This is a genomic window from Thermococcus sp. 5-4 (genome assembly GCF_002197185.1).
In the GTDB taxonomy this organism is placed as follows: domain Archaea; phylum Methanobacteriota_B; class Thermococci; order Thermococcales; family Thermococcaceae; genus Thermococcus; species Thermococcus radiotolerans.
In genome coordinates this window covers 552,432-574,509 of the sequence record NZ_CP021848.1, presented here as the reverse complement: position 1 = coordinate 574,509, position 22,078 = coordinate 552,432, and the positions used below count along the sequence as shown (strand labels likewise).

Sequence of the window (22,078 nt, the reverse complement as noted above, 5' to 3'; positions counted from 1 at the left end):
TACCACCTTATAAGAAGGAAAGGGGATCAGCGAACCAGGAGCTTGGCCTGCTCCGGATCGTAGCGCCACTTGGCGGGCAGCTTGCCGGTTCTCCTGTAGTACTTGACGAGGCGCCTGATCTTGCTCTCGGTGAGCTGAAGGCCCCTCCTGGAGTGCTTGTCCTTCGGGTGCTGTTCGAGGTGCTTCCTGAGCTTAACCGCCTTCCTGATGAGGGACATAAGGTCCTCCGGAAGCTGCGGTGCGAGGCCATTCTCCTCGAGGATCTTGGTTATCTTCTTGCCGGTGATGAGCTTGACGCTCGGGATGCCGTACTGGTCCCTGAGGATGGTTCCTATCATCGCCGCGCTGTAGCCTTCCTTCCTGAGCTTAATAACGAGCCCCTCGACCTCCTCCGCCGTGTACTCAACCCAGGTCGGCGGAGCGGTCCTCGGAGGCCTCTTAGAACCTGATTTACCCCTCTTTCTCGCGTGTATCCTTGCCATATCATACACCTCCCGGTGACGGCCAGCTCCCGCCAGCCGCCCCTTCGCATCAGCCTAAAGGAAGGAGTTTAAAAAGTTTGCCATCAGTGGCAACTGACGGCTCCGCCTTCGTCTCCAGTCCAAGAGCATTTGTCTACAAGCTTCCCGCTTGCGTCATATAAATACGCAACATCGCCCCCATTGTTCCAAACAGGTGCTCCTCTGCCCCAATAGAGATCTGAATCAGTATCGGTCCCAGAGCCCGTATGTACTTTCACGCTTGCCCCCGGTTCGAGGATTAAGGAGGGAAACACATACACGTGATTGGCGTCATCCTTCAGCTTCCATCCCTCTAAATTTACAGCCTCACAGCCCCTGTTTTCAATGATAACGTATTCACTGTTTAAGGCGTCTCTGTCATTCACTTCTGGACCTCCGGCATCATAGTTGACATAGCTTATGACAACGTTATCGCAGCCCACTTCAGTGGCAGAGTTAGCGACTCCATACAGAACTTTAACCACTAAAAGAACCAGTACAAGAACAGCGGCTATCATCAGGAGGTACTCAAGGGATGACTGTGCCCTCTCCATCCCTCACCCCCACCAGTTTTTACATAACAAAAGTAAATAAAAGTTTTACCCCCCATATTTTTCAGAACTGCATCTTATAGGCCTATGGATTAGGAAGTGAAGAGGCAAAGGATGTGCCAACCTTAGTTACATTTCAAACTATTGAAACATGATAACACAAAAAGTTTTGAAAACACAACGAAAAGCACGCTATAGCGGGGGGAGGATTTGAACCTCCGACCTCCGGGTTATGAGCCCGGCGGGCACTCCTAGCTGCCCCACCCCGCTGCTCGATCCGTAGTTAGTGAACCGTGCAGGGTTTATAAATTTTGCGGGAGTGAACGGAACGATGGGATTGCAAGGAATAAAAAGGGTAAAAAAGGAGTTGCCGTGCTCCTCATCCCATGGGCGTTATGTGGACGACGATCTTTGAATCCTCCGTCTCGAACTCAAACCTGCGCGGAACGCCGCTGGAGTCGACGAAGACATGCCAGGTCTTGCCCGATTTCGTGGTGAACTCGTACTCAAAGAGCTTCTCCTTGAGACCCAGTCCCATCAGTATCCTGTCGGATAGGGAAACTGAGCTCTTAACCTCCCTGAGGTCGCGGGAGTTGAGGAGCGCATCCCTGAAGGCCAGTGTGGGAAGGCTTCCCCGTATCATGCCCACAGCCGTGTTGCTGTCTACCCCGTAATACTTCTCCCAGAGCTCCTTAACGTCCATGGTGGTTCCATCCGCAAGGGTTACGGTTCCCGAAACTTCCCCCGTGAGCAGGTTGACGGTTATCTGGCCGTGCATCGCCAACGAGCCGTTGATATAATACTCCTCCGACTCCGTAACAACGCCCCGGACCATGTCAACTGCCCCCGTCGTCACGACTTTGCCGTGGTACTCGAAGTCCTTCTTGAGGACGTTCGAGCCCCCGTTGTTAATCACGTAGACCCTGTACTGGTCGAACTCGATCTCACGGACGAACTGGTACTTGTTCATGCTTCCCATTGCAGAGGCGAGTGCCTTCCGTGAGGGCGGCTGCGAAACGGCATAGGCTGCTCCCAGCATTCCCCCGAGGAGAACCAGCACGAACAGCAGGACGAGATACCTCCTCATTCACATCACCCCCTCAGTAGGAACCCAAATCCCCCACGAATTCATAGTGCCACTTCATGGTCAGCGTGGAGCTTGGGCCGCCGTCAGCGTCGCTGAGATACGGGTAGTAGAAGTTGCAGGTGAAACTGCCCTGGTGGTAGGTCCAGGACCTGTAAAAGCCGGCGCTGTTGCTGAGGCGAACGTAGGCGTAGTCCAGAGAGTAGAGCCCTACGAAGGGGAACGATATCTGCGAGTATCCGGAGCCGGAGTACCAAGAGGTCGAGTACGATATCACTTTACCCTGCATCTTGAAGGTGTAGGTGAGGCCTACCCTCTTGGTGGCGTAGAACGTTGGCCCGCTGTCAGACAGCACGACGTCGTAGGTGTCGGCCCCGTAGACCATCGCGGGAGTCGCTAGTACACTACAGAGAACCAAAAACAAAACAATTGCCAGTTTTCTACCACTAAGTCTCATCATGGGCACCTCCCGATAGTTGGGCATTACTTATTGTCTTTAAAATACTATAAAAATTTCTGAGTAATTTTGATATCACCCTGACTTCTGAAAGTGGAGGAAGGGCTTATAAGCAGCAAAGCGTCGAACCAAATAGGTGGTGACATGTATCTAACGAAGGAGGAGGAGCTCATACTCGCCGGGGAGTACGGCTACGCACTCCAGAAGGCCATGGAGATACTGGTCGCCCTTGGCGAAATCTACGGTGCGGAGAGGCTCATCCCGATCAAAAGCGCCCAAATCGCGGGCGTTTCCTACAAGAACATCGGCGATGCCGGAACAGAGTTCCTGAGGGATTTCGCCGATGCTGGGGCAAAGGTTTCCGTTTACACAACGCTCAATCCAGCCGGCATAGGCGACGACGAGTTCATGGAGAAGCAGATGGAAGTTCTCGAACTCTACAGAAGGATGGGTATTGAAATTACCTCCACCTGCACGCCCTACTACGGCGCGAACCTCCCGAAGTTCGGTGACCACCTGGCCTGGAGCGAGAGTTCCGCGGTAAGTTTTGCAAACTCCATACTTGGGGCAAGGACGAATCGCGAAGGTGGCCCGTCAAGCCTGGCCGCAGCTATAGTGGGCAAAACCCCGAACTATGGCTTCCATCTGGACGAGAACCGAAAAGCCACGGTTGTGATTACTGTCGATGCCAGGGTAGAAACCTTCGTAGACTACTCAGCTCTCGGCTACCACCTCGGTAAAGTCCTCGGCAATGATGTCCCCTACTTCAAGGGACTTAGACCATCGAACGTCGAGTACCTCAAGGAGATAGGTGCAGCGATGGCCGCGAGTGGCTCGATAGCGCTCTATCACGTTGAGGGAGAGACCCCGGAGTATCGCTGGGCCATTGCCGATAAACTCGAAACGATAGCGGTGGAGGAGAGCGACATACGGGCTGTAAAAGAGGCTTTCTCAGACGACTGGAGTGAGATAGACATGATACTCATCGGCTGTCCCCACGCCTCCCTTGCGGAGATAAAAGAGGTGGCGGAGCTTCTGAGAATCCGCGGAAAACCCCTGAAGATTCCGCTGTTCATCACCGCTGGAAGGGCGGTCAAGGCTCTGGCCGATGCGCTCGGATACACAGAAACGATAGAACGCTACAACGGCCGCATTATTCCGGACGTCTGCTTCGTCGTGTCCCCAATCAAGGGATGGTACAGGGGGATAGCCACCAACAGCGGTAAATCGGCGTTCTACTTCCGATCCTTTGGATTCAGCGTGAGGCTCGACGATGCCGAGAACCTGATAATGGAGGCGCCGTGAGGTGGAAGCATGAGGCTCAAGGGTAGGAAGATAGTCGGGGGAAAGGCCGAGGGGGAGCTGGTAGTCTCCCAGAAACCTCTATCGTTCCTCGGTGGCGTTGATCCTGAGACGGGAATCGTGACAGACGCGGAGAGCGACATCAGAGGGCAGAGCATCGCGGGTAAGATACTGGCGTTTCCGAGGGGAAAGGGCTCAACCGTCGGTTCATACGTTATCTATGCACTCAAGAAGAACGGCAAGGCGCCGAGGGCTATAATCGTCGGCGAAGCGGAGACCATAGTCGCAACAGGGGCCATAATAGCCGGAATTCCGATGGTGGATGGGGTGGACGTCTCGAAGCTCAGGAGCGGGAAGAGGGTCACCGTTAACGCCGACGAGGGACTGGTCGAAATTGAGGAATAGCCTTTTTAAGCCCTCGGTCAATTCCTTTTCAGGGAGTCAAAATGCCGAAGGGAGTCTACGAGTGCATCAACTGCGGGCACAGGGAGGTGCTGGATTCCACAGAGCCCCTTATCGAGAAAGGCTGCCCTAAATGCGGCGGAGACATGGTTCTAGTGGAGTTTCAAACGGAACCAGAAGAGCTGACGCTTCCCCTTCATCACGATGTCCCATTCCTTCCTGAGGCCGTTGAGAGGAAAGTTAAGGAATTTTACGATGCAGAGCTTGAGAGAATAGACGGAAGGGTTTTCGTGTTTAAGGTTCGTGAGATTCGAGAGGAGAACTTTGAGAGGGTTCTGAGTGAACTGGAGGAGCTCGGCTACTGGGCGGCGCTCAAAAAGCGCGGTGGTGATATTCTACTGTTCGTGTTCCCTGCCCAGGGGATAAAGGAGGACAATCGGTGGCTCCCGTGGATTTTTCTGATAGCGACAATATTCACGACGCTGTTCGCGGGCTACTACCTCTCATCCCTCTACATCCAGCTGCTCGATTACTACAACCTTCCCGGGATAAGGAATCCCTACGTTAACGCAGTGGCGTTTTCCATAAGCGTAATGGCCATACTCGGAACCCACGAGCTGGGCCACAAGATCGCCGCGGCCTACCACGGCGTCAGGGCAACGATGCCCTATTTCATACCGTTCCCCAGCATGCTGGGAACCCTCGGGGCGGTCATAAGGGTCAAATCCCCCCTACCAACTAGGAACGCCGCCATAGACCTCGGCGTCAGCGGCCCCATAGCCGGCTTTCTGGTCGCCATACCCGTGAGCATAATAGGGCTGAAGCTCTCAGTGCCGATACCTCAGCACCTTGTTCCCCCCACAGAGGGAGGAATAGTCTTTGGCGAGAATCTCTTTTTCATGTTAATCGAGAAGTACGTGGTGACGTTCCCCGAGAACAGCGTTGTGTTCCTTCATCCGGTCGCCATCGCTGGATGGGTCGGGATTCTGGTGACCTTCCTTAACCTCATCCCGGCGGCCCAACTCGATGGGGGACATATAGCGCGCTCCTTCCTCGGGGAGAAGGCCCACAGGTATTTAACAATGGTCGTCGGACTCGTCCTCATAGGAATGAGCTTCCTCTGGATTGGATGGCTCATCTGGGGAATGCTGGTTCTTCTGATGGGCTCGGTTGGAAATCCCGGGGCACTTGATGAGGTCTCCCCGATATCCAGAAAGAGACTCCTCCTGGCCATTATTGCGGTGATAATATTCGTTATCTCAGCGACGCCGCGGCCGATGTGGGTCAGCGGCTGATCTTCTTCCCCTCCTTGAGTATCTGCTCGATGTCGTAGTATATGGAGTCCCTCGAAACGCCGAACATCCTCGCTATCTCCGATATGTTGAGGACCTTGGGGTTGTAGTTGAAGTCCCTGAGAACCTTGGCAAGGAGCTCGCGCCGCTCCTTAATGGTGTACTCATCAAAGGCTTTGACCTCGAGGGGTGCGTTGTAGACCAGAACTCCCACCGCGTAGGTTCTCCTGGTAACGGGTGTTGTATAAGTTCCAATTTCAAAATCGACGATTTTAGCGTTTCTTGGGAGGGCCCGATTGAGCTTTTCCAGCGCTTTTTGAATCGCATCCTCCTTGTGCTTGCCGGGGGAGTAATCGGCCAGAACGCCCTTCCGCGCGTTACCCTGGGGATCGAGTAGAAGGGTCACCGTAAGGTTCATAAAAGCTCCGAAAGTAAGATGAATCTTTGAAGAATATATAACGCCCCCTCGGTCAGATAGTAGATCTCTCGACTTTGCCACCACATCCTTCACACAATCCTCAATATTAACAGACTCCGATTGTACCGCCAGTAATTCCACGCGACCACCCCTGGGCTTTCTGCAGTATTGGGGAGATTTGACTTAAATTTGAGGAGAAAGCTATATAAGCTTTTTTAGTGCATTAATGTATGAAGTAATCCTTCGGGGGTGAATAACATGAAGAGGAAAGCCCAAGGTGCCATCGAGTACCTGTTTATGATTGCGGCTGCCCTGATAATAATCCTGATTGTGGTCAGGCAGCTGAGGGGTAGAACTAGTGCTGCAACAGATACGATAAACAGCACCTCAGAGGCTCTGGAGAGCAACCTTACCAATCTAAGTCAGACTGGGTGATTAGGTTAATTTTTGTTATTTTCTTCCAATCTTTTTTTGGATGGTAAATTATTGATTTATGGGGGGTTAGTATGAATAGAAAGGCTCAGGCATCATTGGAATATATCTCCATGTTTGCGGTGGGTATGCTCATAGCGGCTATAATAATCTATAAACTAATCGGTGTCAAAGGCCTCGCTAGATGGGCAGGTTCTCAGATGAGCAATACTGGTGAAGAGATATCAGAGAACCTCCAGAACCTGAGTAACACCACGAAGTGACAAGGTAAACCTTTTTAGGATGCCCATTTCAGCTTTATTCTAGGTGATGAGTATGGGATTCCTGTCCTTCGGTTCAAAGAAGGATAAAATAAAAAAGCTCATAGAAGAGGAACGCTTTGATGAGATAGTTTCTATGGCAGTGAAGGACAAAAAAGCTCTGAATGCACTTATAGAGCTTCTTGACGATAATGCGCCGGGCATCAGAGGGGACGCACTACTGATTCTGGGAATGGTTGTCGAGCAGAGGGGAGATGCGATTGAACCCCACGTGGACAAGGTATTCCCCAAAGCCATCGAGCTGACCAAAAACAGGAACCCCTACGTGAAGGAAAACGCGATGATTCTTTCGTACGAGCTCGCCCGCAGATTCCCTGACAAAATTATGGGGCTGAAGGGCACCATCGTTGAGGATCTCATAGAGGAGCTCAAGGAAGGTGACAAGAACACCAAAGGCTTTGCATTGATGCTCTTGGGCGAGCTGGGAGCCAGCGAGGCGAAGGAATACGTTGAAGAGCTCGTCAACGTTGAGGACAAGGTGATACTCCCCTTCGAGGGCAAAAAGTGGGTCCCGCTGGGAGAGATAGCCAGGGAAGCCCTCGAAAAACTTTCGTGATTTGAAATCCCATTGATTTATTTTCGCTTTCGTTCCAGTTTCTGCGAAAGGTTAATAAGGATGGTTCAGTATTAACTACTTCAGGTGATACCATGATATCGGAGCTACTGTTCCTGTTTTTCCTGTTCCTGGCCATCCTGCTGGTGGTCAAGGTCGGCTTCGGCATAATCAAGTACCTAGTGGCCAACGCGATAATCGGCCTGATAATACTGTGGTTCACGAACTGGATAGGAATATCGGACGTGCCACTGACTGCACTTAACGTGCTCGTGGTGGCCATCGGCGGCATACTGGGAGTTATAGCACTCATAATAGTCTACTGGTTCTAGCCGCTTCTTCCTAAACTTTTATAAATTCCTCGCGTTTTCTTCGTCCGGGAGAGAATTCTCAGGGGAGTGATGCTCATGTCTCACAAGTCAGCTGAAATGTACGAACTCAAGAAGAAGGTCGATGAGCTGAAGAGCTATCGAGGCCGGGCAACCGAGCTGGTCAGTCTATATATTCCCGCTGGATACGACATAAACAAGGTCATGCAGCAGTTGCGAGAGGAGTACGGAACGGCGCAGAACATCAAGTCCAAATCAACTCGAAAGAACGTTCTCGGCGCCCTTGAGAGGGCCATGCAACACCTCAAGCTCTACCGCAAGACGCCCGAGACGGGTTTGGCCCTCTTCGTTGGCAACGTCAGCGAGCAGGAGGGCGTCAGCGACATAAAGCTCTGGGCGATAGTCCCGCCCGAGCCGCTGAAGGTCAGGCTCTATCGATGTGACCAGACCTTTATAACCGAACCCCTTGAGGAGATGCTCCGCGTAAAGGACGCCTACGGCCTCATCACCGTTGAAAAGAACGAAGCGACGATAGGCCTCCTCAGGGGAAAGCGCATTGACGTCATCGACGAGCTGACTTCAAACGTTCCCGGAAAGACCCGCGCCGGTGGTCAGTCGGCGAGGCGTTACGAGAGGATTCGCGAGCAAGAGACCCACGAGTTCATGAAGCGCATTGGTGAGCACGCCAACAAGGCCTTTCTCCCGCTCCTTGAGAAGGGCGAGCTCAGGGGAATAATCATCGGCGGCCCCGGGCCGACCAAGGAGGAGTTCGTTGATGGGGACTACCTCCACCACGAGCTTCGAAAGAAGGTCATCGGTGTTGTGGACATCAGCTACCACGGCGAGTACGGTCTGAGGGAGCTCGTCGAGAAGGCCAGCGACATACTCAAGGACCACGAGGCGGTCAAGGAGAGGCACCTCATACAGGACTTCTTCAGGCACCTCGTCAAGGACACCGGGATGATAACATACGGTGAGAAGGAGGTAAGGAAGGCCCTTGAGCTCGGTGCCGTTGACACGCTCCTGCTCAGCGAGGGCTACGACAAGGTTCGCGTTAGGGCAAAGTGCAACAACTGCGGCTGGCAGGAAGAGAAGACCATGAGCGAGCAGGAGTTCCACGTCTACAAGAAGAAGCTCACTCACTGCCCCAAGTGTGGCAGTCAGAACATAAGCTTTGAGAAGTGGGACGTCGCCGAGGAGTTCATAAAAATGGCGGAGGAGAGCGGCTCCGAAGTCGAGATAATCTCCCTTGACACGGACGAGGGCCAGCAGTTCTACAAGGCCTTCGGGGGCCTCGGAGCCTTCCTCAGGTACAAGATTCAGTGAACTCAGCCCAGCACCTCGGCGAGTAGCTTTCTTATTCCCTCTTTTACCTCCTCTCCATCCATCAGATACGGGGGTCTGAGGACCGGCTTTATCGAGAATCCCCTTATGGACATGGCGAGCTTTATCGCGGAGCCGAAGGATGAGGCGAGGTCATAGACCCTCGACAGCTTTGCCAGTCTTCTCGCGTGCTCGAAGGCTTCTTCGAACCTCTTTTCTTGAAAGGCCTTGTAGAGGGCCAGATGAACCTCCGGAGCGAAGTTGGCACAGGCCATTATTCCCCCGTCCCCGCCGAGGACGAGCGTGTTCAGAAAGTGCTGGTCTAGGCCGGTGAAGACCTTGAAGTCATTTCTCTCCCCCTTCACCTCGAGGATTACGTCGCGGACGTGGTTGACGCTGTCAATAGTCTCCTTGACGCCGGCGATGTTCGAGTACTCCAAAGCGAGGCGTTTGATGAGGGAAACACTGAGCGGGTTGGCGCAGGCAGGGATGTTGTAAAGTATAATAGGAATATCGGTTCTCTCGGCGACCATCGAGTAGTGTGTAAACAGGGCCTCGTCGTTCAGGGGGCAGTAGTATGGGGGCGCTATGACGACATAGTCTGCACCGATGTCCTGGGCGTGCTTCGTAAGCTCAACGACCTCAAAGGTGTTGGATGAAGCAGTCCCCACGAGGTAGAACGACGCGTTAACGAGCTCCCTGCCCTTCTCGGCCAGGAACTTTCTCTCCTCGACGCTGAGACTCGTGAACTCCCCTGTTGTCGCATTGATGAATATCCCGTGAACGCCAACCTTCTGGAGAAACTCAAGGTGCTCCTTGAGGGCCGGAACATCGATGGAGTAGTCCTCGTTGAAAGGAGTTACAAGGGGCACTATAACACCGCGCATGAGACCACCGAAGATTTTTGGGAGAGGGAGTATTTTAGGGTTCCGGGAAAAGGTTTTAAGTATCGGTACCGATACCTGGTATCGGGGGCGATACCTATGCTCTTTGACCCAAGGCCAAAGGAAAGAAGGGAGGAGATGTTTGATAGAGAAAAAGAACTCAATGCCATCCTCAGGGGAATGAGAGACTATCCAATCACCCTCCTTATTGGCATTCGCCGTGTGGGCAAGAGCTCGCTCCTGAAGGCGGCCCTCAACGAATATCAAGGCATAGGGCTCTACCTCGATGCCCGCCGTATCTATGCTGCAGGGAGCGGAAACATAAGCCCTTCCGTCCTAGCGGGTGAGCTTCAGCGGATAGTGCTCGGAAGAGGACGTTTCGGGTTTCTCCGAGGCATCAGCGTGGAAAGGATTAACCTCGCAGGAATACAGTTTAAGCCCAAGAATCCGACGCCGATGGATGTCCTTGAATTCCTTAATGAGTTGGGGGAAAGAACTGGAAAAAAGGTCGTCATCGCCTTTGACGAGGCCCAGTACCTTAGATTCTATGGTTCAAAGGGTGGGAAAGATTTACTCGCGGGCATTGCCTACGCCTACGATTCACTCCCCAACTTGAGTTTTGTGTTCACGGGCTCTGAGGTTGGCCTGCTCCATGATTTCCTAGGGATAGAGGACTACTCCAGCCCCCTCTACGGCAGAATCTACGAAGAGGTCGAAGTGAAACCTTTCAGCAGGGAGCTATCGGAAGCCTTTCTGAGGCAGGGATTTGAAGAGATTGGAATCGACGTTTCTGAAGACGAAATAAAAAGGGCAGTTAATGAACTCGATGGAATCCCCGGCTGGCTGGTCGAATTTGGCTTCAACTACTGGAAAAAAGGAGAGTTTGAGAGTGCCCTGGAAGGCACCCTCGCAAAGGCCAGAACTATGATAAAGGAGGAGCTGCTGGAGCTTGAAAAGCGTTCTCCCCGGTATTCGTTAATCCTGCAGGCTGTTGCCATGGGGTTATCCCGCTGGTCAATGATCCGGAACTACATCGAAGCCAAGAGCGGACCTATAACTAACGCAAGGCTGGCCACTCTCCTCAAAAACCTAGAAAAAATGGGGTGGATAAAGAAGGAAAACGATGAGTACCGGATAATTGACCCGGTGGTGGAAAAAATATTGAGGGGGTAACTACATCTTCTCCGGCGCCTCTATGCCGAGCAGTTCCAGCCCGTTCCTGAGAACCTGCTTTACCGCAAGCACGAGGAGCAGCCTCTCCTCCACTATTCCTGCCTCCGCCTTGAGCACCGGGTGGTCCATGTAGAACTTGTTGAAGAGCGAAGCGAGTTCGTTGACGTACCACGGAATCAGGTGGGGCTTAACGTCCTTTCCTGCAACTTCAACGATCTCCGGGAATTTGGCGAGGAGCTTCACTAGTTCTTTCTCCCTGTTGGTAAGCTTTGAGAAGTCGGCCCTCTCAAGAAGCGCCTTCCACTCGGTCTCTATGCCCCTCTCCCCGGCCTTCCGGAGGATCGAGGCACAGCGCGCGTGGGCGTACTGGACGTAGGGGGCGCTCTCGCCCTCGAAGTTGAGGACGTCCTCCCACCGGAAGGTTATCACTTTGTCCGGGCTGTACTTGACGAGGTTGAAGCGAACCGCGCCGACGCCGACGGCCTCCGCGATGTTATCCTTCTCCTCGTCGCTCAGACTTGGGTTCTTCTCCTCCACAAGCTCCCTAGCCCTCTGAACGGCCTCGTTGAGAACCTCGTCAACCGTGAAGCCGACCCAAGTTCCCCTCCTGCCCGAGAACTTGCCCTCCGGCCTGACGACGTGCTCGTAAGCCAGGTGGTGGAAGTTCTCCGCGCTCTCCTCGAAGCCGAGGAGCTGAAGGGCGTACTTTATCGCCATCTGCGGGTGCTTTTGCTCGGCACCGATGACGTTGATGACTATATCTGCGTTTCCAAACCTTCCAACCATCTCCTCCCCATCCGGAGCAGTCGTCCAGGTCTCGTGGTCTTCATGCCTATCCCAGGGCTTGTAGAGCATGTCGGCACTGACCTTTCCGAACTTCCAGAGATGGTAGGCGATGTCCTTACCGGTGTAGGTGGCGGTTCCATCGCTCCTCTTGAGGACGAGGAAGGGGTTCTTCATGTCTGGGAAGAGCCTCCTCAAATCCATCACGAAGGCACCCTTGTACTTGCCTTCCGTGGCCCAGAAGAAGTTCTCGTTGGCCTCGATGAGTTCGTAGGCCTCGTTAAAGATTCCGCTCCTCATTATGTCGCTCTCCCAGCTGAGGAGGTCGTAGGTGATGCCCATGCGGTAGGTTGTCAGCATCTGAGCCTTGACAACGCGCTCGGCGAGCTTCCTGCCGATTTCTGCTATCTCGTTGTCTCCCTCTTCGAGCTTTTTCATCAGCTCGCGAACTTCTGTCTCAACCTTCGGGTTCTCCTCTATGCGCTTGTTCACCTCGACGTAGAGCAGTCCCATAACGTGATCGATGAAGTCCTCCTTCAGGCCCTTCTCCCTCAGCTCGGCCTCAAGCCTCTCGAACTCATCCTTCAGATGGAGATAGCCCCAGAGAACCTGGGCAAACTGGACGCCGAGGTCGTCTATGTAGTTCTGAACCTCGACGACGTAGCCGAGCTTCCTCATTATCCGAGCCATAGTATCGCCGAGGACGGCGTTCCTCGCGTGCCCCATGTGGAACGGCTTCGTCGGGTTCACGGAGGTGTGTTCCACGATGACCTTCTTTCCAGCCCCAATCTTGCCCTCTCCGTAGGCGTTCCCTTCCTCAAGTATCTCGCGGACGAGGGCTTTGCCGAAGACGTTGTAGTTGAGATAGAAGTTGATGTAGCCGTTGACGGCCCTGACGTCGGCAATTTCCTCGGGTAACTTCTCCCTAAGCCTCTCAACGACCTCCTCGGCGATGAGCTTTGGCGCCTTCCTGAAAACCCTCGCCAGCTGGAAGGAAACCGTCGTTGCGAAGTCGCCAAGCTCGATGCTCGGGGTGTCGTCGAAGGTTATCTCACCTTCCCACTCCTTTCCTGCCTCATCCAGCATTTCCTTCAGAGTTTCCTGGAGGATGAGCCTGATATTCTCCTTAACCTGAGCGTATCCCATTCCCACCACCGCAACCACTTATACCCAACCTTTAAAAAGTTCTCCGAGGGATTTACTTTGGGGATGGGTATGAAGCACCACGTCGGAGAGCACAAGGCCAAGAAGGGCCTTATAAGGATAGAATTCGACGAGAGAGACGGTATAGCCGAGCACGTCAAGATTACGGGAGACTTCTTCATGCACCCCGAGGAGACCGTTCAGGAGCTCGAAAGGGAGCTTGAAGGACACAGACTCGAAGAGCTAGAGCAGGTGATGGACGAGTTCTTTGCAGTGAGGATGGACGTGGAGATGCCCTACGTCAACGTCGAGGACTTCAAAATCGCCTTGAAGAACGCCCTCAGGGAGTGAGGTGAGCCCCTTGCTCAAACCTGATGTGGAGGTTCCCAAAAGGACCCTCGGATACCTTTTAATCGTTTTCCTTGCGGCATCTTTTCTCGGTTACGCTTTTGCCATTGGAAACCCCGATGCCGCGATGGAGGCCGTTAAAAGGCTTGCCGAGCAGATAGGACCGATATCCGACTCCAGCTTTGAGAACTTCGTCAAGATATTCACCAACAACTCGATGGTGGCCCTCTTCATGCTTCTCTCCGGCCTCTTCTTCGGCCTCGGTCCATGGCTCATAATGGCCTTCAACGGCTTCGTGGTTGGCCTCGTCGTCAGGGCCGTTCAGGAGAGCGGAGAGCTTTCGTTCCCCCAGATAATCCTCGGACTGATACCCCACGGAATCATTGAGATACCGGCGATAGCACTCGCGGGAGTCTCGGGGATAGTCTGGTACCGCGAGATAGTGAGGGGTGAAGGAGAAACTGGAGAGAGGTTCAGGAGGGGAGCGGAAAAGGCTTTGAAGCTCTTCGCGGTTTCAGTGCTGCTCCTCCTTGTGGCTGCCCTCATTGAGGCCTACGTAACCCCGCGCGTTGCCGGGGTCTGATGATTCTTCCACTTTCATCGTCATGAACGTTCCGAACTCCTCGTAGGTCTCTATCTCGCGCAGGATTACGTCCATGGGGTTCTCGAAACCGCTCACAACGCTCCGTATGTAAGCGCGGTAGCCACCGTTCATCTCCATCATGCGCTCCGCCATCATGGCGACCTTCACCGGGTCGGTTGAGTGGAACTTCACACCCTTCTCCACGAGCCACTTGGTGACTGCCAGTAGCTTTCCAGGATAGGTTGAGATCGTCGGGGTTCCAAGGGCTATGGCCTCTCTGTTCATCGTTCCCCCGGCACCTATCATAAGCTTGGCATAGTAGAGAAGGCTGAGGCTGTCAACTGGCCTTTCGGGCATTATCACGTTTTCAAAGTGCTCAAAGCGTTTCCTCTGCTCCTCAGTCCTGGGGAAGAGCACTATGGGGGCCTCGGGGAGGAGCGGGATAACGTCCTCGAGCACACTCTTCGGAGGTCCGTTGAAGTAGTTGGCCTTTATCGGCTCCGTGCGCATGACGATGTACTCCCCGCGCCTCAAGCCCAGCTCGTTCAGGACCTTCCTGTCCGGGATGAAGCCGTAGAGGTGCGCCAGCTCGGAGAAGCCCTTAACCGGACGCATCCCATTTGGATCGGCGCCGCACCTGAGGAGCTCGTAGGCGTCTATGGCGGTTGGATAGAGAAGGAGCGTGGTGTACGGGAGTATCAGCTTGTTCTGGGCAACGGCCGTCTCGTTGTCAACGAAGCCTATGGCGGGTATCTGGAGACCGAAGGCAACCCTCGGTGCCTCGGCGGAGTGCTTGTAAATCGCCAAGTCGGGCTTCTCCTCGATTATGAGCTTGGACAGCTTGTACATCCTCTCGGTGCCCGCTAGGAGCTTGCCCTCGAGGGTTGCACCGCCGTGCTTTCCGACCACGTAGTAATCAAATCCAAACATGTCGAGGATTCCAGTGAGACCATCAAACTCGCGGGTTGTGATCAGAACCTCGTGTCCGGCCTTCTCCAGCTCCTTTATTACACCTTTGAAAAAGTGAACGTGAGGGGCGTTCGTGATGTCAATCCATACCTTCATTTTACCACCCATTTACTGGACAACTCTGTTCAATATAAGGCTTTCCCAAAAACGATTGTGAAGCGTTCTTTTCAAAGTTTTGCCACACCATGTTAAGGCCAACAAACGTTTAAAACGCTTTCTTTCGCTGAAACTGAAGAAGTCATACGATATCCCGGCAGAAGAAAAACGGTGGATGGACAAAGAGGACCCCAAACTGCACAGGTTCAGGAAATCCGTCCGGAAATCGTTTTTTGGAAAAGACTTTTATTCAAGGACGGAGTTAGGGGTAGTGGGTGGAAAGCATGCTGGACAGGATAGGGGACAGAAGCGCAGAGATAGCTGTGATAGGTCTCGGTTACATAGGCCTCCCGACGGCAATAATGTTCGCCAACGCAGGTTTTAGGGTCACTGGGTATGAGATAAGGAGAAACGTCGTCGAGAGCATAAACTCCGGAAAGGCCCACATAGTGGAACCAGAGATAGACGATCTCCTTAAAAAGGCCATCGAAAACGGCACCCTGCGGGCGACCTCCAATCCAAACGATATCAAGGGAAAAGACGTCTACATAATCTGCGTTCAGACACCCCTCAGGGAGGATAAGACCCCAAACCTAGAATTTCTGCGGAGCGCCATTGAGACCGTCGCAAAGGTCATGAAAAAAGGTTCGCTGGTCATAATCGAGAGCACCGTTCCTCCGCTCACGACAGTTAGGATGGCGGAACTCATAGAGGAGCTCAGGGGATTCCGGGCGGGGGAGGACTTCTACATGGTCCACGCCCCGGAGAGGGTGATGCCGGGCAGGATATTCAAGGAACTGGTTTACAACTCCCGCATTTTTGGTGGAATAACTCCGGAGAGCGCGGAGCTGGCTGAGAAGCTGTACCGTTCCTTCGTCAGGGGGCAGACCTTTAAGACCAGCTCAACCGTCAGCGAGGTTGTCAAGCTCATGGAGAACACCTTCCGCGACGTCAACATCGCCCTAGCCAACGAGTTCGCGCTCCTCGCACACCAGTACGGGATAGACGTCTTCGAGGCGATAGAGCTCGCCAACACCCATCCGAGGGTCAAGATTCACGTTCCAGGCATCGGCGTCGGCGGCCACTGCCTTCCAAAGGACCCCCATCTGCTCGTCTGGCCCGCCGAGAGGGACTTCGGGCTGATAAAGCTGGCCAGGGAGATAAACGACTCGATGCCTCTGCTCACGAGGGAACTCCTGTTCAACGCTCTTGGAGAGGTCAACGTCCCGCCAAACGACGCCGTCGTGACAATTCTCGGCCTCGCGTACAAGGGGAACAGCGATGACACGAGAAACTCCCCCGCGTTTGCGCTCATTGATGCCATCAAGGATGATGTGGCCGAGGTCAGGACCTACGACCCGTTTGTCGGTGGAACCCATCAAAATCTGGAGGATGCCCTCAACGGAGCGGATGCAGTCGTCATAGCAACCGATCACACCGCCTTCAAGTCCCTCAACTGGGAGGATCTCGGTAAGCTCATGAGAACGAGGATCCTCGTGGATGGAAGGCACGTTGTTGAGAAACCGCCCCGCGGGTTCGTCTTCAGGGGAGTTGGGAGGGGAGAGTATTGAAGCCGGCCTTCGTCTTCGGAACGAGGCCCGAGATAATAAAGCTGGCACCGGTCATAAGGGCGTTCGAGGAGAGGGGCGTCAAGCCGCTTCTCATCCACACGGGGCAGCACTACGACTACGAGATGAGCAGGGTCTTTTTGGAGGAACTTGAGCTCGACGGGATAGACTACCACCTGGAGGTCGGCTCCGGCACCCAGGCGGAGCAAACGGGAACCGCGATGATAAAGATCGAGAGGGTCCTGATGGATGAAAGGCCGGACGTGACCCTTGTGCAGGGAGACACCAACACGGTTCTGGCCGGGGCCATAGCGAGCGTTAAGCTGAAGATACCGGTCGCCCACGTCGAGGCTGGACTGAGGAGCTTCGACAGGACGATGCCGGAGGAGATAAACAGAATCCTGGCCGACCATGCGAGTGAGATTCTCTTCGCCCCAACGGAAGAGGCGAGGAGGAACCTTGAGAGGGAAGGGATAACCGAGAACGTTTACGTCGTTGGCAACACGGTGGTCGATGCCGTTCTTCAGAACGCGGAGATAGCGGAAAAGAAGAGCGACGTTCTCGAAAGGTTCGGCCTCAAACCGAAGGAATACGTCCTGATAACCGCCCACAGGGCCGAGAACACGGACAGCAGGGGAAACCTGACAAAGTTCGTTGAGATACTTGAGGCCCTTCCGATAAAGGCCATCTATCCCATGCACCCCCGCACGAGGAACAGGCTGATGGAGTTCGGCCTGTGGGAAAGGATAAGCTCGATCGAGAATCTGATTATAACCAAGCCCCTCGGCTACCTCGACTTCCTCAAGCTGGAGAAGAACGCCTTCGCGATAATGACCGACTCTGGAGGAATACAGGAGGAGAGCATAATCCTCAACGTGCCCTGCCTCACACTGCGCTACAACACCGAGAGGCCGGAAACGGTCACTGCTGGCGGCAACGTCCTCGTTGGCCTAGAGAAGGAGCGGGCTTTGGGGTACCTCCAAAGACTCCTAGAGGACGAGAGGTTCTACCGGGAAATGGCAGAGGCGCCGAATCCCTTCGGCGACGGAAGGGCCGGGGAGAGGATAGCAAAAATACTGCTGGAGCTTCACGAGAAGGGGGAGCTGAGGGTCAGGAGCTCAAGGTTTATTTAATCTGAGCCTTCCCGCATCTTTTTCTTCAGTTTAAAGCTTTCTGCCTGGTCGGCAACGGCCTTCGCTGCCTGCCTCAGGAGGTAGTCCCGGTAGCCCTTGAGGGCGATGAAGCCCTCTGATTCGTCAGAAACATCGGCGATGATGTAGGCCTGGAACTGGGGCTTTTTGGTCCCTTCAAACTCTATCAGTGCCCTCCTCTTGTCTGTGGCGTTCTTGTACTTGAGGTAGTGGCTCGGATCGCCGACGCTTGAGTAGACAGCGATTACCCGTACGTGCCCTTTTGAGAGTACCGGAGAATAGCTGACGTTGAACCACTCCACCCAGACCGCCAGAAACTGACCGTCGCATTCCACCGGAGCGGAGAGTGTCAGAACCTTGTGCCCCCTTGCCCTCAGTTCAGCGGCGACCAGGTTTCCGAAAGGGGAATCCGGATACACGCAGAAGCCCTCGTTGAATGTGGCGTTGGCGTTCCGCAGGCCACCAATTTGAGCACTCGCATGGGTCTCGGACCTGGCCAGGGCAAAGTCTCCGAAGTAGAATGCGAGGGTTAAGATTATCACAACCATACCAACGAGGTGCACCTTCTTCATCTTCTTCCCCAATAAAGTAACACTCTCACGTGATTTAAACTTTTTGGAGTTAGATTTGAACGATGTTCAAAAGATTTATGGATTCATAATTTGAGTGGTGATGTCAGTGATTGTCGACGGTACGACTCCCGTGTTCGCGCTGATGATGCCGTTCATCGAGGAAAAGGTGCATGGTTAGATTGGCGTGCCGATGTAGATGCCGTGCCTGGTACGGACTATCCTTATTTTTATCCTGTCCCCTATCTCGGCGTCCGTGTTTATGACCTCGATGAGTCTGTTCCTAGCTTTTGCCAGCATCTCGCCCTTTATTCTCCCAGGGAGAACTATCTCTGCCTTGACGATTTCCCCTGGCCGGAAGGATAGGGGGATGAACTCGCGCTTTTCCATGCCGAAGTGCTTCGGCTTCAGGACGAGCGGCCTCATTCCGGTCTTCTCCTCAAGTTTTCTGAGCCATGCGTAGAAGTCCTTGAAGGGAACGAGCTTCGCTATCGTCGGGTTCCTGCCGAACTTGTAGGGTATGTAGTTCTGGAAGCCTAGGGCGGGCCAGCGCTTTCCGGCGCCTATCTTCCTGGCAAATTCTATGAAGGCCTCGGCCTCGTCGTCGTTTACCCCGAAGATTATGACCGGGGCGAGGAGGACGTCTATTCCGGCGTTGACTAAAGCCTCCGCCATGTCGAGAACGTGCTCAAGGTCGTAGCTCTTCATCCCCATGAGCATCCTCGCCTTGTCCGGGTCGAGGGAGTGAATGGAGAGGTTAACCCGGTCGAGGCCCGCCTCCGCCAGCTCCTCAACGAGCCTATCGTTCAGAAGCGTTCCGTTGCTCTGCATCGAGATTACCGAGACGTTGGGATGCTCCTGAAGGGCCTGAACGAGCTCGACGCGGAAGGGATAGATAAGGGGCTCGCCCTGCCCGTCCAGGTGGGCCTCTAACCCCTTGCCCTTTATCCCAGCAACCTCGTCGAACCACTTCATGAGGTAGTCAACGTCAACCACGTAGTCGAGCTTCCTCGTTCTCGAGTAAGGCCCCTCGTCCACGGAGCAGAACACGCAGCTGAGGTTGCAGCCGCTCACACCGCGGACCTGAATGAGGTTGGTCCCCCTGTCGATCAGACCGAAGGCGTTGTAGCCGAGGAGCGGAACGTCCATGCCCTCATGGATGTAGATGACCTTTCTTCCCGTGTAACGGTTTCTCAAGAGAGCACCGAGGTTGTTCTGGATGTAGATGGCTATGTACTTCTCAACGTCGGGATAGTCGGTGTCCACTAGGAGGGCACCGTCTCTTGCGGTTATGGCTGGTTTCACGCGATATTTCCTTTTAATCACTCTCGCAAGCTCGTCCTTCTCAAAGTCAGCGTAGAGCGTCTCGCGCCAAACAAGTCTGATGCTCTCACCGGCGTCTTCAAAATGGGTATGGGGGAGCCTTACCTCGATCATGTTTCCGGGTTTCGCAGAGATTTTAAAAATCCGCCGATGGATAAAACATCCGTTCCACGGTGATGGGTTCCAGACATCCGCGCCCAAAGATTTTTAAGGAAAGACCTTTTGCCATCATGCGAACATGGAAACATTTTAATATTATTGAATTAAACAGTCTAGTGATGGACTAGTGTGGGTGATAGGTAATGTGGGGAAAGATCGAGCATTACTTTGACGAGTATCCCGTGAGGAAGCAGATCGCCAAGACACTCCTCAAGTACGGCCTCAGGGTTTCCGATGACATGAAGATCAAGGCCGGTGACATAGAGGTTCCGTACACCAAGATTGCGAAGGCCCTCGACGTTGACCGGCGCGTTGTCAAAGAAACCGTTGGGATGATACTCAAGATACCCGAGCTGAAGGAGATATACACCAACCTTGAGCCGACCGTTCACATGAAGTACGTTGGAAGGCACGTCGGCTACGGCGTCATAGAGATCGAGCCCGAACCCAGGGCGATAGGCATACTTGCCAAGATCGCCCAGAAGATAGCCGAGAGGGACATAAACATCATCCAGGTCGTTGCCGAAGATCCCGAACTCTATCCCGAGGCCACCCTCACGATAATCACCGAGAAGCCGATTCCTGGCGACCTCATCAACGAGCTCTCCAAGCTTGAGGGTGTCAAGAGGATATCTATCTACTGACGGGTTTCCTCATTTTTGATTGAAATTTTCATCACTTTTTCATAACATTCTGTAAACAAATTTGGGAACTTCATGGCTCCTCTAAAGTTATGCGCCATGAGGAACCCTTTCTAACATCAGAGAACAAGTCTGATGCCCTCATTTTAACCAAACGTTTTAAACCTTTGTTATTCGCAGGTAAGGTTTATAAGCCATTGTTTAAAACCAAAAATTAGCTTCGCTTAACTCTATTGGGAGCACTTCCATCAACCTGCGGAGGGTTGTCGAATGGGAGAAGCAAGCAGGATAAGCCGCTACCTGTACACGGTTATCGTACTGTTCCTGATATGGCTGTTTCTAACGGCCAGTTTGGACCCACAGGAACTGGAAATCGGCCTACTACTGTCGCTCATCGTCGGTGCGTTCACCTACGAGATATTCACAACGAACGGCCTCGCAAACCTCAACCCCAAGAGGATAGCATACGCAATAGCCTACATCCCCTACTTCCTGTGGGCTATGATAATGGCGAACCTCGACGTCGCATACAGGGTTCTGCATCCCAAGAGACCAATAAACCCTGGAATCGTTGAGTGCAGGACCGTTCTCGAAAGCGACGTTGGGAAGCTCAGCCTGGCGAACTCCATCACCCTGACTCCGGGAACCATAACCCTCGACGTGGACGGTGACAAGTACTTCATCCACTGGATAGACGTCAAGGACGATTCTGTTGAAGGTGCCTCCAAGAACATAACCCAGCCCTTTGAAAAGTTCCTGAAGGTGATCTTCGGATGATAGGGATAAACTTTTATCTCGCGCTCATAGCCGTAGCGACGCTGCTCAGCATGTACAGGGTCTTCAGAGGGCCAACCACCGTTGACAGGCTCGTCGCCGTTGACATCATGACCACCATAACCACTGGGCTCATGGTCCTCTTCGCGCTCTACTACCAGAGGATGATATTCCTCGACGTTGCCCTGGTCTACGCGATACTCGCATTCGGTGGAGTCATAGCCTTCGCGCGCTACATGGAGGGAGGCCTATGAACGCGCTCGCCGCCATCGGTGAAATCCTCGTGCTGCTGGGAACGTTCTTCTACTTCCTGTCGGCGCTAGGTCTTATCAGAATGCCGGACGTCTACAACAGGATGCAGACCTCGACCAAGAGCGCGACCCTTGGAAGCCTCGGTGTCCTGGTGGGCGTCGGTATCTGGGCGCTAGGCACCGACTTCGGAAGCATCCCCTGGCTCACGAAGACCATAGTTATAGCCGTCTTTCTCCTGCTCACCAACCCGATAAGCGCCCACGCGCTCATAAGGGCAGCCTACAAGAGCGGCATACCCCTCTGGGAGGGCAGCGTCGTTGACAAGTACAGGGAGCACCTGGAGGCCAAGGAGAGGGAGGAAGTTGAGGCCCCCGAGGCACCCGAAGAAACACCCGCTGAGGAGGGTGGTGAGGAATGAACTGCATAACCTGTATCGAGTACATCATAGTCGGCATCATGATAATATCCGCGGTTCTCGCGGTGGAGTGGAGAGACCTCCTGGCGGCGGCCGTTGGAATGGCCGCGGTCAGTCTGTTCGCCTCGCTGCTGTTCTTCATGCTGCAGGCGCCGGACGTCGCAATGACGGAGGCAGCTATAGGCGCAGCGCTCAGCGGTGCGATATTCATCTTCGCCATCAAGAGAACCCAGCGCTTTGAGACGGAAGAGGAAGAGAAGCCCGGCTGGTGGGTGAGGTGGTGA

The 22,078-nt window shown here is 53.8% G+C and carries 28 protein-coding genes and 1 tRNA gene; 18 read left to right on the top strand and 11 right to left on the bottom strand.

Translation table 11 applies throughout. The annotated features are described in order from the left end of the window. Positions 1-26: 26 nt before the first annotated feature. The 5 genes from CDI07_RS03265 to CDI07_RS03245 all read right to left on the bottom strand — a co-directional run bounded on the left by CDI07_RS03265 (position 27) and on the right by CDI07_RS03245 (position 2,592). Entirely contained in the window at positions 27-482 is a 456-nt protein-coding gene (locus tag CDI07_RS03265) for a 30S ribosomal protein S15 (RefSeq protein ID WP_088180237.1), read from the bottom strand. An 83-nt stretch (positions 483-565) separates the two neighbouring features. Next, positions 566-1,054 carry a lamin tail domain-containing protein gene (locus CDI07_RS03260; RefSeq protein ID WP_088180236.1) on the bottom strand — a complete coding sequence of 163 codons (489 nt, stop codon included), beginning with the start codon at positions 1,052-1,054 and terminating at the stop codon, positions 566-568. Positions 1,055-1,246: 192 nt separating this feature from the next. Further along, positions 1,247-1,321, bottom strand: a tRNA-Met gene (locus tag CDI07_RS03255). Between the two features lie 109 nt (positions 1,322-1,430). Further along, entirely contained in the window at positions 1,431-2,138 is a 708-nt protein-coding gene (locus CDI07_RS03250) for a hypothetical protein (RefSeq protein WP_088180235.1), read from the bottom strand. Positions 2,139-2,151: 13 nt separating this feature from the next. Beyond that, positions 2,152-2,592, bottom strand: a complete 441-nt coding sequence (locus CDI07_RS03245; RefSeq protein ID WP_145954970.1) for a hypothetical protein — start codon at positions 2,590-2,592, stop codon at positions 2,152-2,154. Positions 2,593-2,736: 144 nt separating this feature from the next. Between CDI07_RS03245 and CDI07_RS03240 the strand changes: the two genes are divergently transcribed. Genes CDI07_RS03240 through CDI07_RS03230 form a run of 3 tightly spaced genes read left to right on the top strand, consistent with a single transcriptional unit; the run spans position 2,737 to position 5,591 of the window. After that, entirely contained in the window at positions 2,737-3,897 is a 1,161-nt protein-coding gene (locus CDI07_RS03240) for an aconitase X catalytic domain-containing protein (RefSeq protein ID WP_088180233.1), read from the top strand. Between the two features lie 9 nt (positions 3,898-3,906). After that, positions 3,907-4,299, top strand: a complete 393-nt coding sequence (locus CDI07_RS03235; protein ID WP_088180232.1) for a DUF126 domain-containing protein — start codon at positions 3,907-3,909, stop codon at positions 4,297-4,299. Between the two features lie 41 nt (positions 4,300-4,340). Then, entirely contained in the window at positions 4,341-5,591 is a 1,251-nt protein-coding gene (locus CDI07_RS03230; protein WP_088180231.1) for a site-2 protease family protein, read from the top strand. On the opposite strand, the gene CDI07_RS03225 is transcribed toward CDI07_RS03230, so the two are convergent. Next, positions 5,581-6,006 (bottom strand): HTH domain-containing protein, encoded by a 426-nt coding sequence (locus tag CDI07_RS03225; RefSeq protein WP_088180230.1) that lies wholly within the window; start codon positions 6,004-6,006, stop codon positions 5,581-5,583. The genes CDI07_RS03230 and CDI07_RS03225 overlap by 11 nt on opposite strands. A gap of 258 nt (positions 6,007-6,264) precedes the next feature. Here CDI07_RS03225 and CDI07_RS03220 point away from each other — a divergent pair, with 258 nt between their 5' ends. The 5 genes from CDI07_RS03220 to prf1 all read left to right on the top strand — a co-directional run bounded on the left by CDI07_RS03220 (position 6,265) and on the right by prf1 (position 8,966). Beyond that, complete coding sequence (locus tag CDI07_RS03220; RefSeq protein WP_088180229.1) at positions 6,265-6,441, top strand: class III signal peptide-containing protein; 177 nt, start codon at positions 6,265-6,267, stop codon at positions 6,439-6,441. 71 nt (positions 6,442-6,512) lie between these two features. Beyond that, positions 6,513-6,701, top strand: coding sequence for a hypothetical protein (locus tag CDI07_RS03215; protein WP_088180228.1), 189 nt, complete (start codon positions 6,513-6,515; stop codon positions 6,699-6,701). A 52-nt stretch (positions 6,702-6,753) separates the two neighbouring features. Continuing rightward, entirely contained in the window at positions 6,754-7,314 is a 561-nt protein-coding gene (locus tag CDI07_RS03210; RefSeq protein WP_088180227.1) for a HEAT repeat domain-containing protein, read from the top strand. A gap of 92 nt (positions 7,315-7,406) precedes the next feature. Then, positions 7,407-7,643: a pro-sigmaK processing inhibitor BofA family protein gene (locus CDI07_RS03205; protein ID WP_088180226.1), complete on the top strand. Its 237-nt coding sequence runs from the start codon at positions 7,407-7,409 to the stop codon at positions 7,641-7,643. A gap of 75 nt (positions 7,644-7,718) precedes the next feature. Next, entirely contained in the window at positions 7,719-8,966 is a 1,248-nt protein-coding gene (gene prf1 / locus CDI07_RS03200) for a peptide chain release factor aRF-1 (protein ID WP_088180225.1), read from the top strand. Between the two features lie 2 nt (positions 8,967-8,968). Here the strand turns inward: prf1 and CDI07_RS03195 are convergent, their stop codons facing one another. Next, the gene (locus tag CDI07_RS03195) at positions 8,969-9,850 is read right to left on the bottom strand and encodes a dihydrodipicolinate synthase family protein (protein ID WP_088180224.1); all 882 of its coding nucleotides are present in this window, start codon (positions 9,848-9,850) and stop codon (positions 8,969-8,971) included. A gap of 96 nt (positions 9,851-9,946) precedes the next feature. Between CDI07_RS03195 and CDI07_RS03190 the strand changes: the two genes are divergently transcribed. Continuing rightward, on the top strand, positions 9,947-11,020 hold the full coding sequence (locus CDI07_RS03190; RefSeq protein WP_088180223.1) for an ATP-binding protein: 1,074 nt from the start codon (positions 9,947-9,949) through the stop codon (positions 11,018-11,020). Here the strand turns inward: CDI07_RS03190 and CDI07_RS03185 are convergent, their stop codons facing one another. Then, a complete protein-coding gene (locus CDI07_RS03185; RefSeq protein ID WP_088180222.1) occupies positions 11,021-12,949 on the bottom strand; it encodes an arginine--tRNA ligase in 1,929 nt (642 codons plus the stop codon). 69 nt (positions 12,950-13,018) lie between these two features. Here CDI07_RS03185 and CDI07_RS03180 point away from each other — a divergent pair, with 69 nt between their 5' ends. Both CDI07_RS03180 and CDI07_RS03175 read left to right on the top strand, forming a co-directional pair. After that, complete coding sequence (locus CDI07_RS03180) at positions 13,019-13,297, top strand: lipoate protein ligase C-terminal domain-containing protein (protein ID WP_088180221.1); 279 nt, start codon at positions 13,019-13,021, stop codon at positions 13,295-13,297. A gap of 10 nt (positions 13,298-13,307) precedes the next feature. Further along, entirely contained in the window at positions 13,308-13,877 is a 570-nt protein-coding gene (locus CDI07_RS03175; RefSeq protein ID WP_088180220.1) for a stage II sporulation protein M, read from the top strand. On the opposite strand, the gene CDI07_RS03170 is transcribed toward CDI07_RS03175, so the two are convergent. Beyond that, positions 13,809-14,942, bottom strand: coding sequence for a DUF354 domain-containing protein (locus CDI07_RS03170; RefSeq protein ID WP_088180219.1), 1,134 nt, complete (start codon positions 14,940-14,942; stop codon positions 13,809-13,811). The genes CDI07_RS03175 and CDI07_RS03170 overlap by 69 nt on opposite strands. Before the next feature lie 284 nt (positions 14,943-15,226). Here CDI07_RS03170 and CDI07_RS03165 point away from each other — a divergent pair, with 284 nt between their 5' ends. Continuing rightward, positions 15,227-16,513, top strand: coding sequence for a UDP-N-acetyl-D-mannosamine dehydrogenase (locus tag CDI07_RS03165; protein ID WP_088180218.1), 1,287 nt, complete (start codon positions 15,227-15,229; stop codon positions 16,511-16,513). Next, complete coding sequence (wecB, locus tag CDI07_RS03160) at positions 16,510-17,643, top strand: non-hydrolyzing UDP-N-acetylglucosamine 2-epimerase (RefSeq protein WP_088180217.1); 1,134 nt, start codon at positions 16,510-16,512, stop codon at positions 17,641-17,643. Before CDI07_RS03165 ends, wecB begins: the two co-directional genes overlap by 4 nt. On the opposite strand, the gene CDI07_RS03155 is transcribed toward wecB, so the two are convergent. After that, positions 17,640-18,245, bottom strand: coding sequence for a hypothetical protein (locus tag CDI07_RS03155; RefSeq protein ID WP_145954969.1), 606 nt, complete (start codon positions 18,243-18,245; stop codon positions 17,640-17,642). The two genes, wecB and CDI07_RS03155, sit on opposite strands and share 4 nt — an antisense overlap. A gap of 162 nt (positions 18,246-18,407) precedes the next feature. Next, positions 18,408-19,667 (bottom strand): radical SAM protein, encoded by a 1,260-nt coding sequence (locus CDI07_RS03150; protein ID WP_088180215.1) that lies wholly within the window; start codon positions 19,665-19,667, stop codon positions 18,408-18,410. A 188-nt stretch (positions 19,668-19,855) separates the two neighbouring features. Here CDI07_RS03150 and CDI07_RS03145 point away from each other — a divergent pair, with 188 nt between their 5' ends. The 5 genes from CDI07_RS03145 (at position 19,856) to CDI07_RS03125 (ending at position 22,078) form a co-directional block, all read left to right on the top strand. Then, the gene (locus CDI07_RS03145; RefSeq protein WP_012571457.1) at positions 19,856-20,356 is read left to right on the top strand and encodes a hypothetical protein; all 501 of its coding nucleotides are present in this window, start codon (positions 19,856-19,858) and stop codon (positions 20,354-20,356) included. A 267-nt stretch (positions 20,357-20,623) separates the two neighbouring features. Beyond that, complete coding sequence (locus CDI07_RS03140; RefSeq protein ID WP_088180214.1) at positions 20,624-21,130, top strand: Na+/H+ antiporter subunit E; 507 nt, start codon at positions 20,624-20,626, stop codon at positions 21,128-21,130. Then, positions 21,127-21,381, top strand: coding sequence for a monovalent cation/H+ antiporter complex subunit F (locus CDI07_RS03135; protein ID WP_088180213.1), 255 nt, complete (start codon positions 21,127-21,129; stop codon positions 21,379-21,381). The genes CDI07_RS03140 and CDI07_RS03135 overlap by 4 nt, the downstream gene beginning before the upstream one ends. Beyond that, complete coding sequence (gene mnhG, locus CDI07_RS03130; RefSeq protein ID WP_088180212.1) at positions 21,378-21,797, top strand: monovalent cation/H(+) antiporter subunit G; 420 nt, start codon at positions 21,378-21,380, stop codon at positions 21,795-21,797. Before CDI07_RS03135 ends, mnhG begins: the two co-directional genes overlap by 4 nt. After that, entirely contained in the window at positions 21,794-22,078 is a 285-nt protein-coding gene (locus CDI07_RS03125) for a DUF4040 domain-containing protein (RefSeq protein WP_014788046.1), read from the top strand. Before mnhG ends, CDI07_RS03125 begins: the two co-directional genes overlap by 4 nt.

What these genes read in the sequence shown, in the direction of transcription:
- CDI07_RS03230 (WP_088180231.1), top strand. Translation starts at nt 4,341, where the DNA reads ATGCCGAAGGGAGTCTACGAGTGCATCAACTGCGGGCACAGGGAGGTG.
- CDI07_RS03195 (WP_088180224.1), bottom strand. Translation starts at nt 9,850, where the DNA reads ATGCGCGGTGTTATAGTGCCCCTTGTAACTCCTTTCAACGAGGACTAC.
- CDI07_RS03235 (WP_088180232.1), top strand. Translation starts at nt 3,907, where the DNA reads ATGAGGCTCAAGGGTAGGAAGATAGTCGGGGGAAAGGCCGAGGGGGAG.
- CDI07_RS03215 (WP_088180228.1), top strand. Translation starts at nt 6,513, where the DNA reads ATGAATAGAAAGGCTCAGGCATCATTGGAATATATCTCCATGTTTGCG.
- mnhG (WP_088180212.1), top strand. Translation starts at nt 21,378, where the DNA reads ATGAACGCGCTCGCCGCCATCGGTGAAATCCTCGTGCTGCTGGGAACG.
- CDI07_RS03185 (WP_088180222.1), bottom strand. Translation starts at nt 12,949, where the DNA reads ATGGGATACGCTCAGGTTAAGGAGAATATCAGGCTCATCCTCCAGGAA.
- prf1 (WP_088180225.1), top strand. Translation starts at nt 7,719, where the DNA reads ATGTCTCACAAGTCAGCTGAAATGTACGAACTCAAGAAGAAGGTCGAT.
- CDI07_RS03140 (WP_088180214.1), top strand. Translation starts at nt 20,624, where the DNA reads ATGGGAGAAGCAAGCAGGATAAGCCGCTACCTGTACACGGTTATCGTA.
- CDI07_RS03240 (WP_088180233.1), top strand. Translation starts at nt 2,737, where the DNA reads ATGTATCTAACGAAGGAGGAGGAGCTCATACTCGCCGGGGAGTACGGC.
- CDI07_RS03190 (WP_088180223.1), top strand. Translation starts at nt 9,947, where the DNA reads ATGCTCTTTGACCCAAGGCCAAAGGAAAGAAGGGAGGAGATGTTTGAT.
- CDI07_RS03150 (WP_088180215.1), bottom strand. Translation starts at nt 19,667, where the DNA reads ATGATCGAGGTAAGGCTCCCCCATACCCATTTTGAAGACGCCGGTGAG.
- CDI07_RS03135 (WP_088180213.1), top strand. Translation starts at nt 21,127, where the DNA reads ATGATAGGGATAAACTTTTATCTCGCGCTCATAGCCGTAGCGACGCTG.
- CDI07_RS03145 (WP_012571457.1), top strand. Translation starts at nt 19,856, where the DNA reads ATGTGGGGAAAGATCGAGCATTACTTTGACGAGTATCCCGTGAGGAAG.
- CDI07_RS03170 (WP_088180219.1), bottom strand. Translation starts at nt 14,942, where the DNA reads ATGAAGGTATGGATTGACATCACGAACGCCCCTCACGTTCACTTTTTC.
- CDI07_RS03260 (WP_088180236.1), bottom strand. Translation starts at nt 1,054, where the DNA reads ATGGAGAGGGCACAGTCATCCCTTGAGTACCTCCTGATGATAGCCGCT.
- CDI07_RS03220 (WP_088180229.1), top strand. Translation starts at nt 6,265, where the DNA reads ATGAAGAGGAAAGCCCAAGGTGCCATCGAGTACCTGTTTATGATTGCG.
- CDI07_RS03245 (WP_145954970.1), bottom strand. Translation starts at nt 2,592, where the DNA reads ATGAGACTTAGTGGTAGAAAACTGGCAATTGTTTTGTTTTTGGTTCTC.
- CDI07_RS03265 (WP_088180237.1), bottom strand. Translation starts at nt 482, where the DNA reads ATGGCAAGGATACACGCGAGAAAGAGGGGTAAATCAGGTTCTAAGAGG.
- CDI07_RS03125 (WP_014788046.1), top strand. Translation starts at nt 21,794, where the DNA reads ATGAACTGCATAACCTGTATCGAGTACATCATAGTCGGCATCATGATA.
- CDI07_RS03180 (WP_088180221.1), top strand. Translation starts at nt 13,019, where the DNA reads ATGAAGCACCACGTCGGAGAGCACAAGGCCAAGAAGGGCCTTATAAGG.
- CDI07_RS03205 (WP_088180226.1), top strand. Translation starts at nt 7,407, where the DNA reads ATGATATCGGAGCTACTGTTCCTGTTTTTCCTGTTCCTGGCCATCCTG.
- CDI07_RS03250 (WP_088180235.1), bottom strand. Translation starts at nt 2,138, where the DNA reads ATGAGGAGGTATCTCGTCCTGCTGTTCGTGCTGGTTCTCCTCGGGGGA.
- CDI07_RS03165 (WP_088180218.1), top strand. Translation starts at nt 15,227, where the DNA reads ATGCTGGACAGGATAGGGGACAGAAGCGCAGAGATAGCTGTGATAGGT.
- CDI07_RS03225 (WP_088180230.1), bottom strand. Translation starts at nt 6,006, where the DNA reads ATGAACCTTACGGTGACCCTTCTACTCGATCCCCAGGGTAACGCGCGG.
- CDI07_RS03210 (WP_088180227.1), top strand. Translation starts at nt 6,754, where the DNA reads ATGGGATTCCTGTCCTTCGGTTCAAAGAAGGATAAAATAAAAAAGCTC.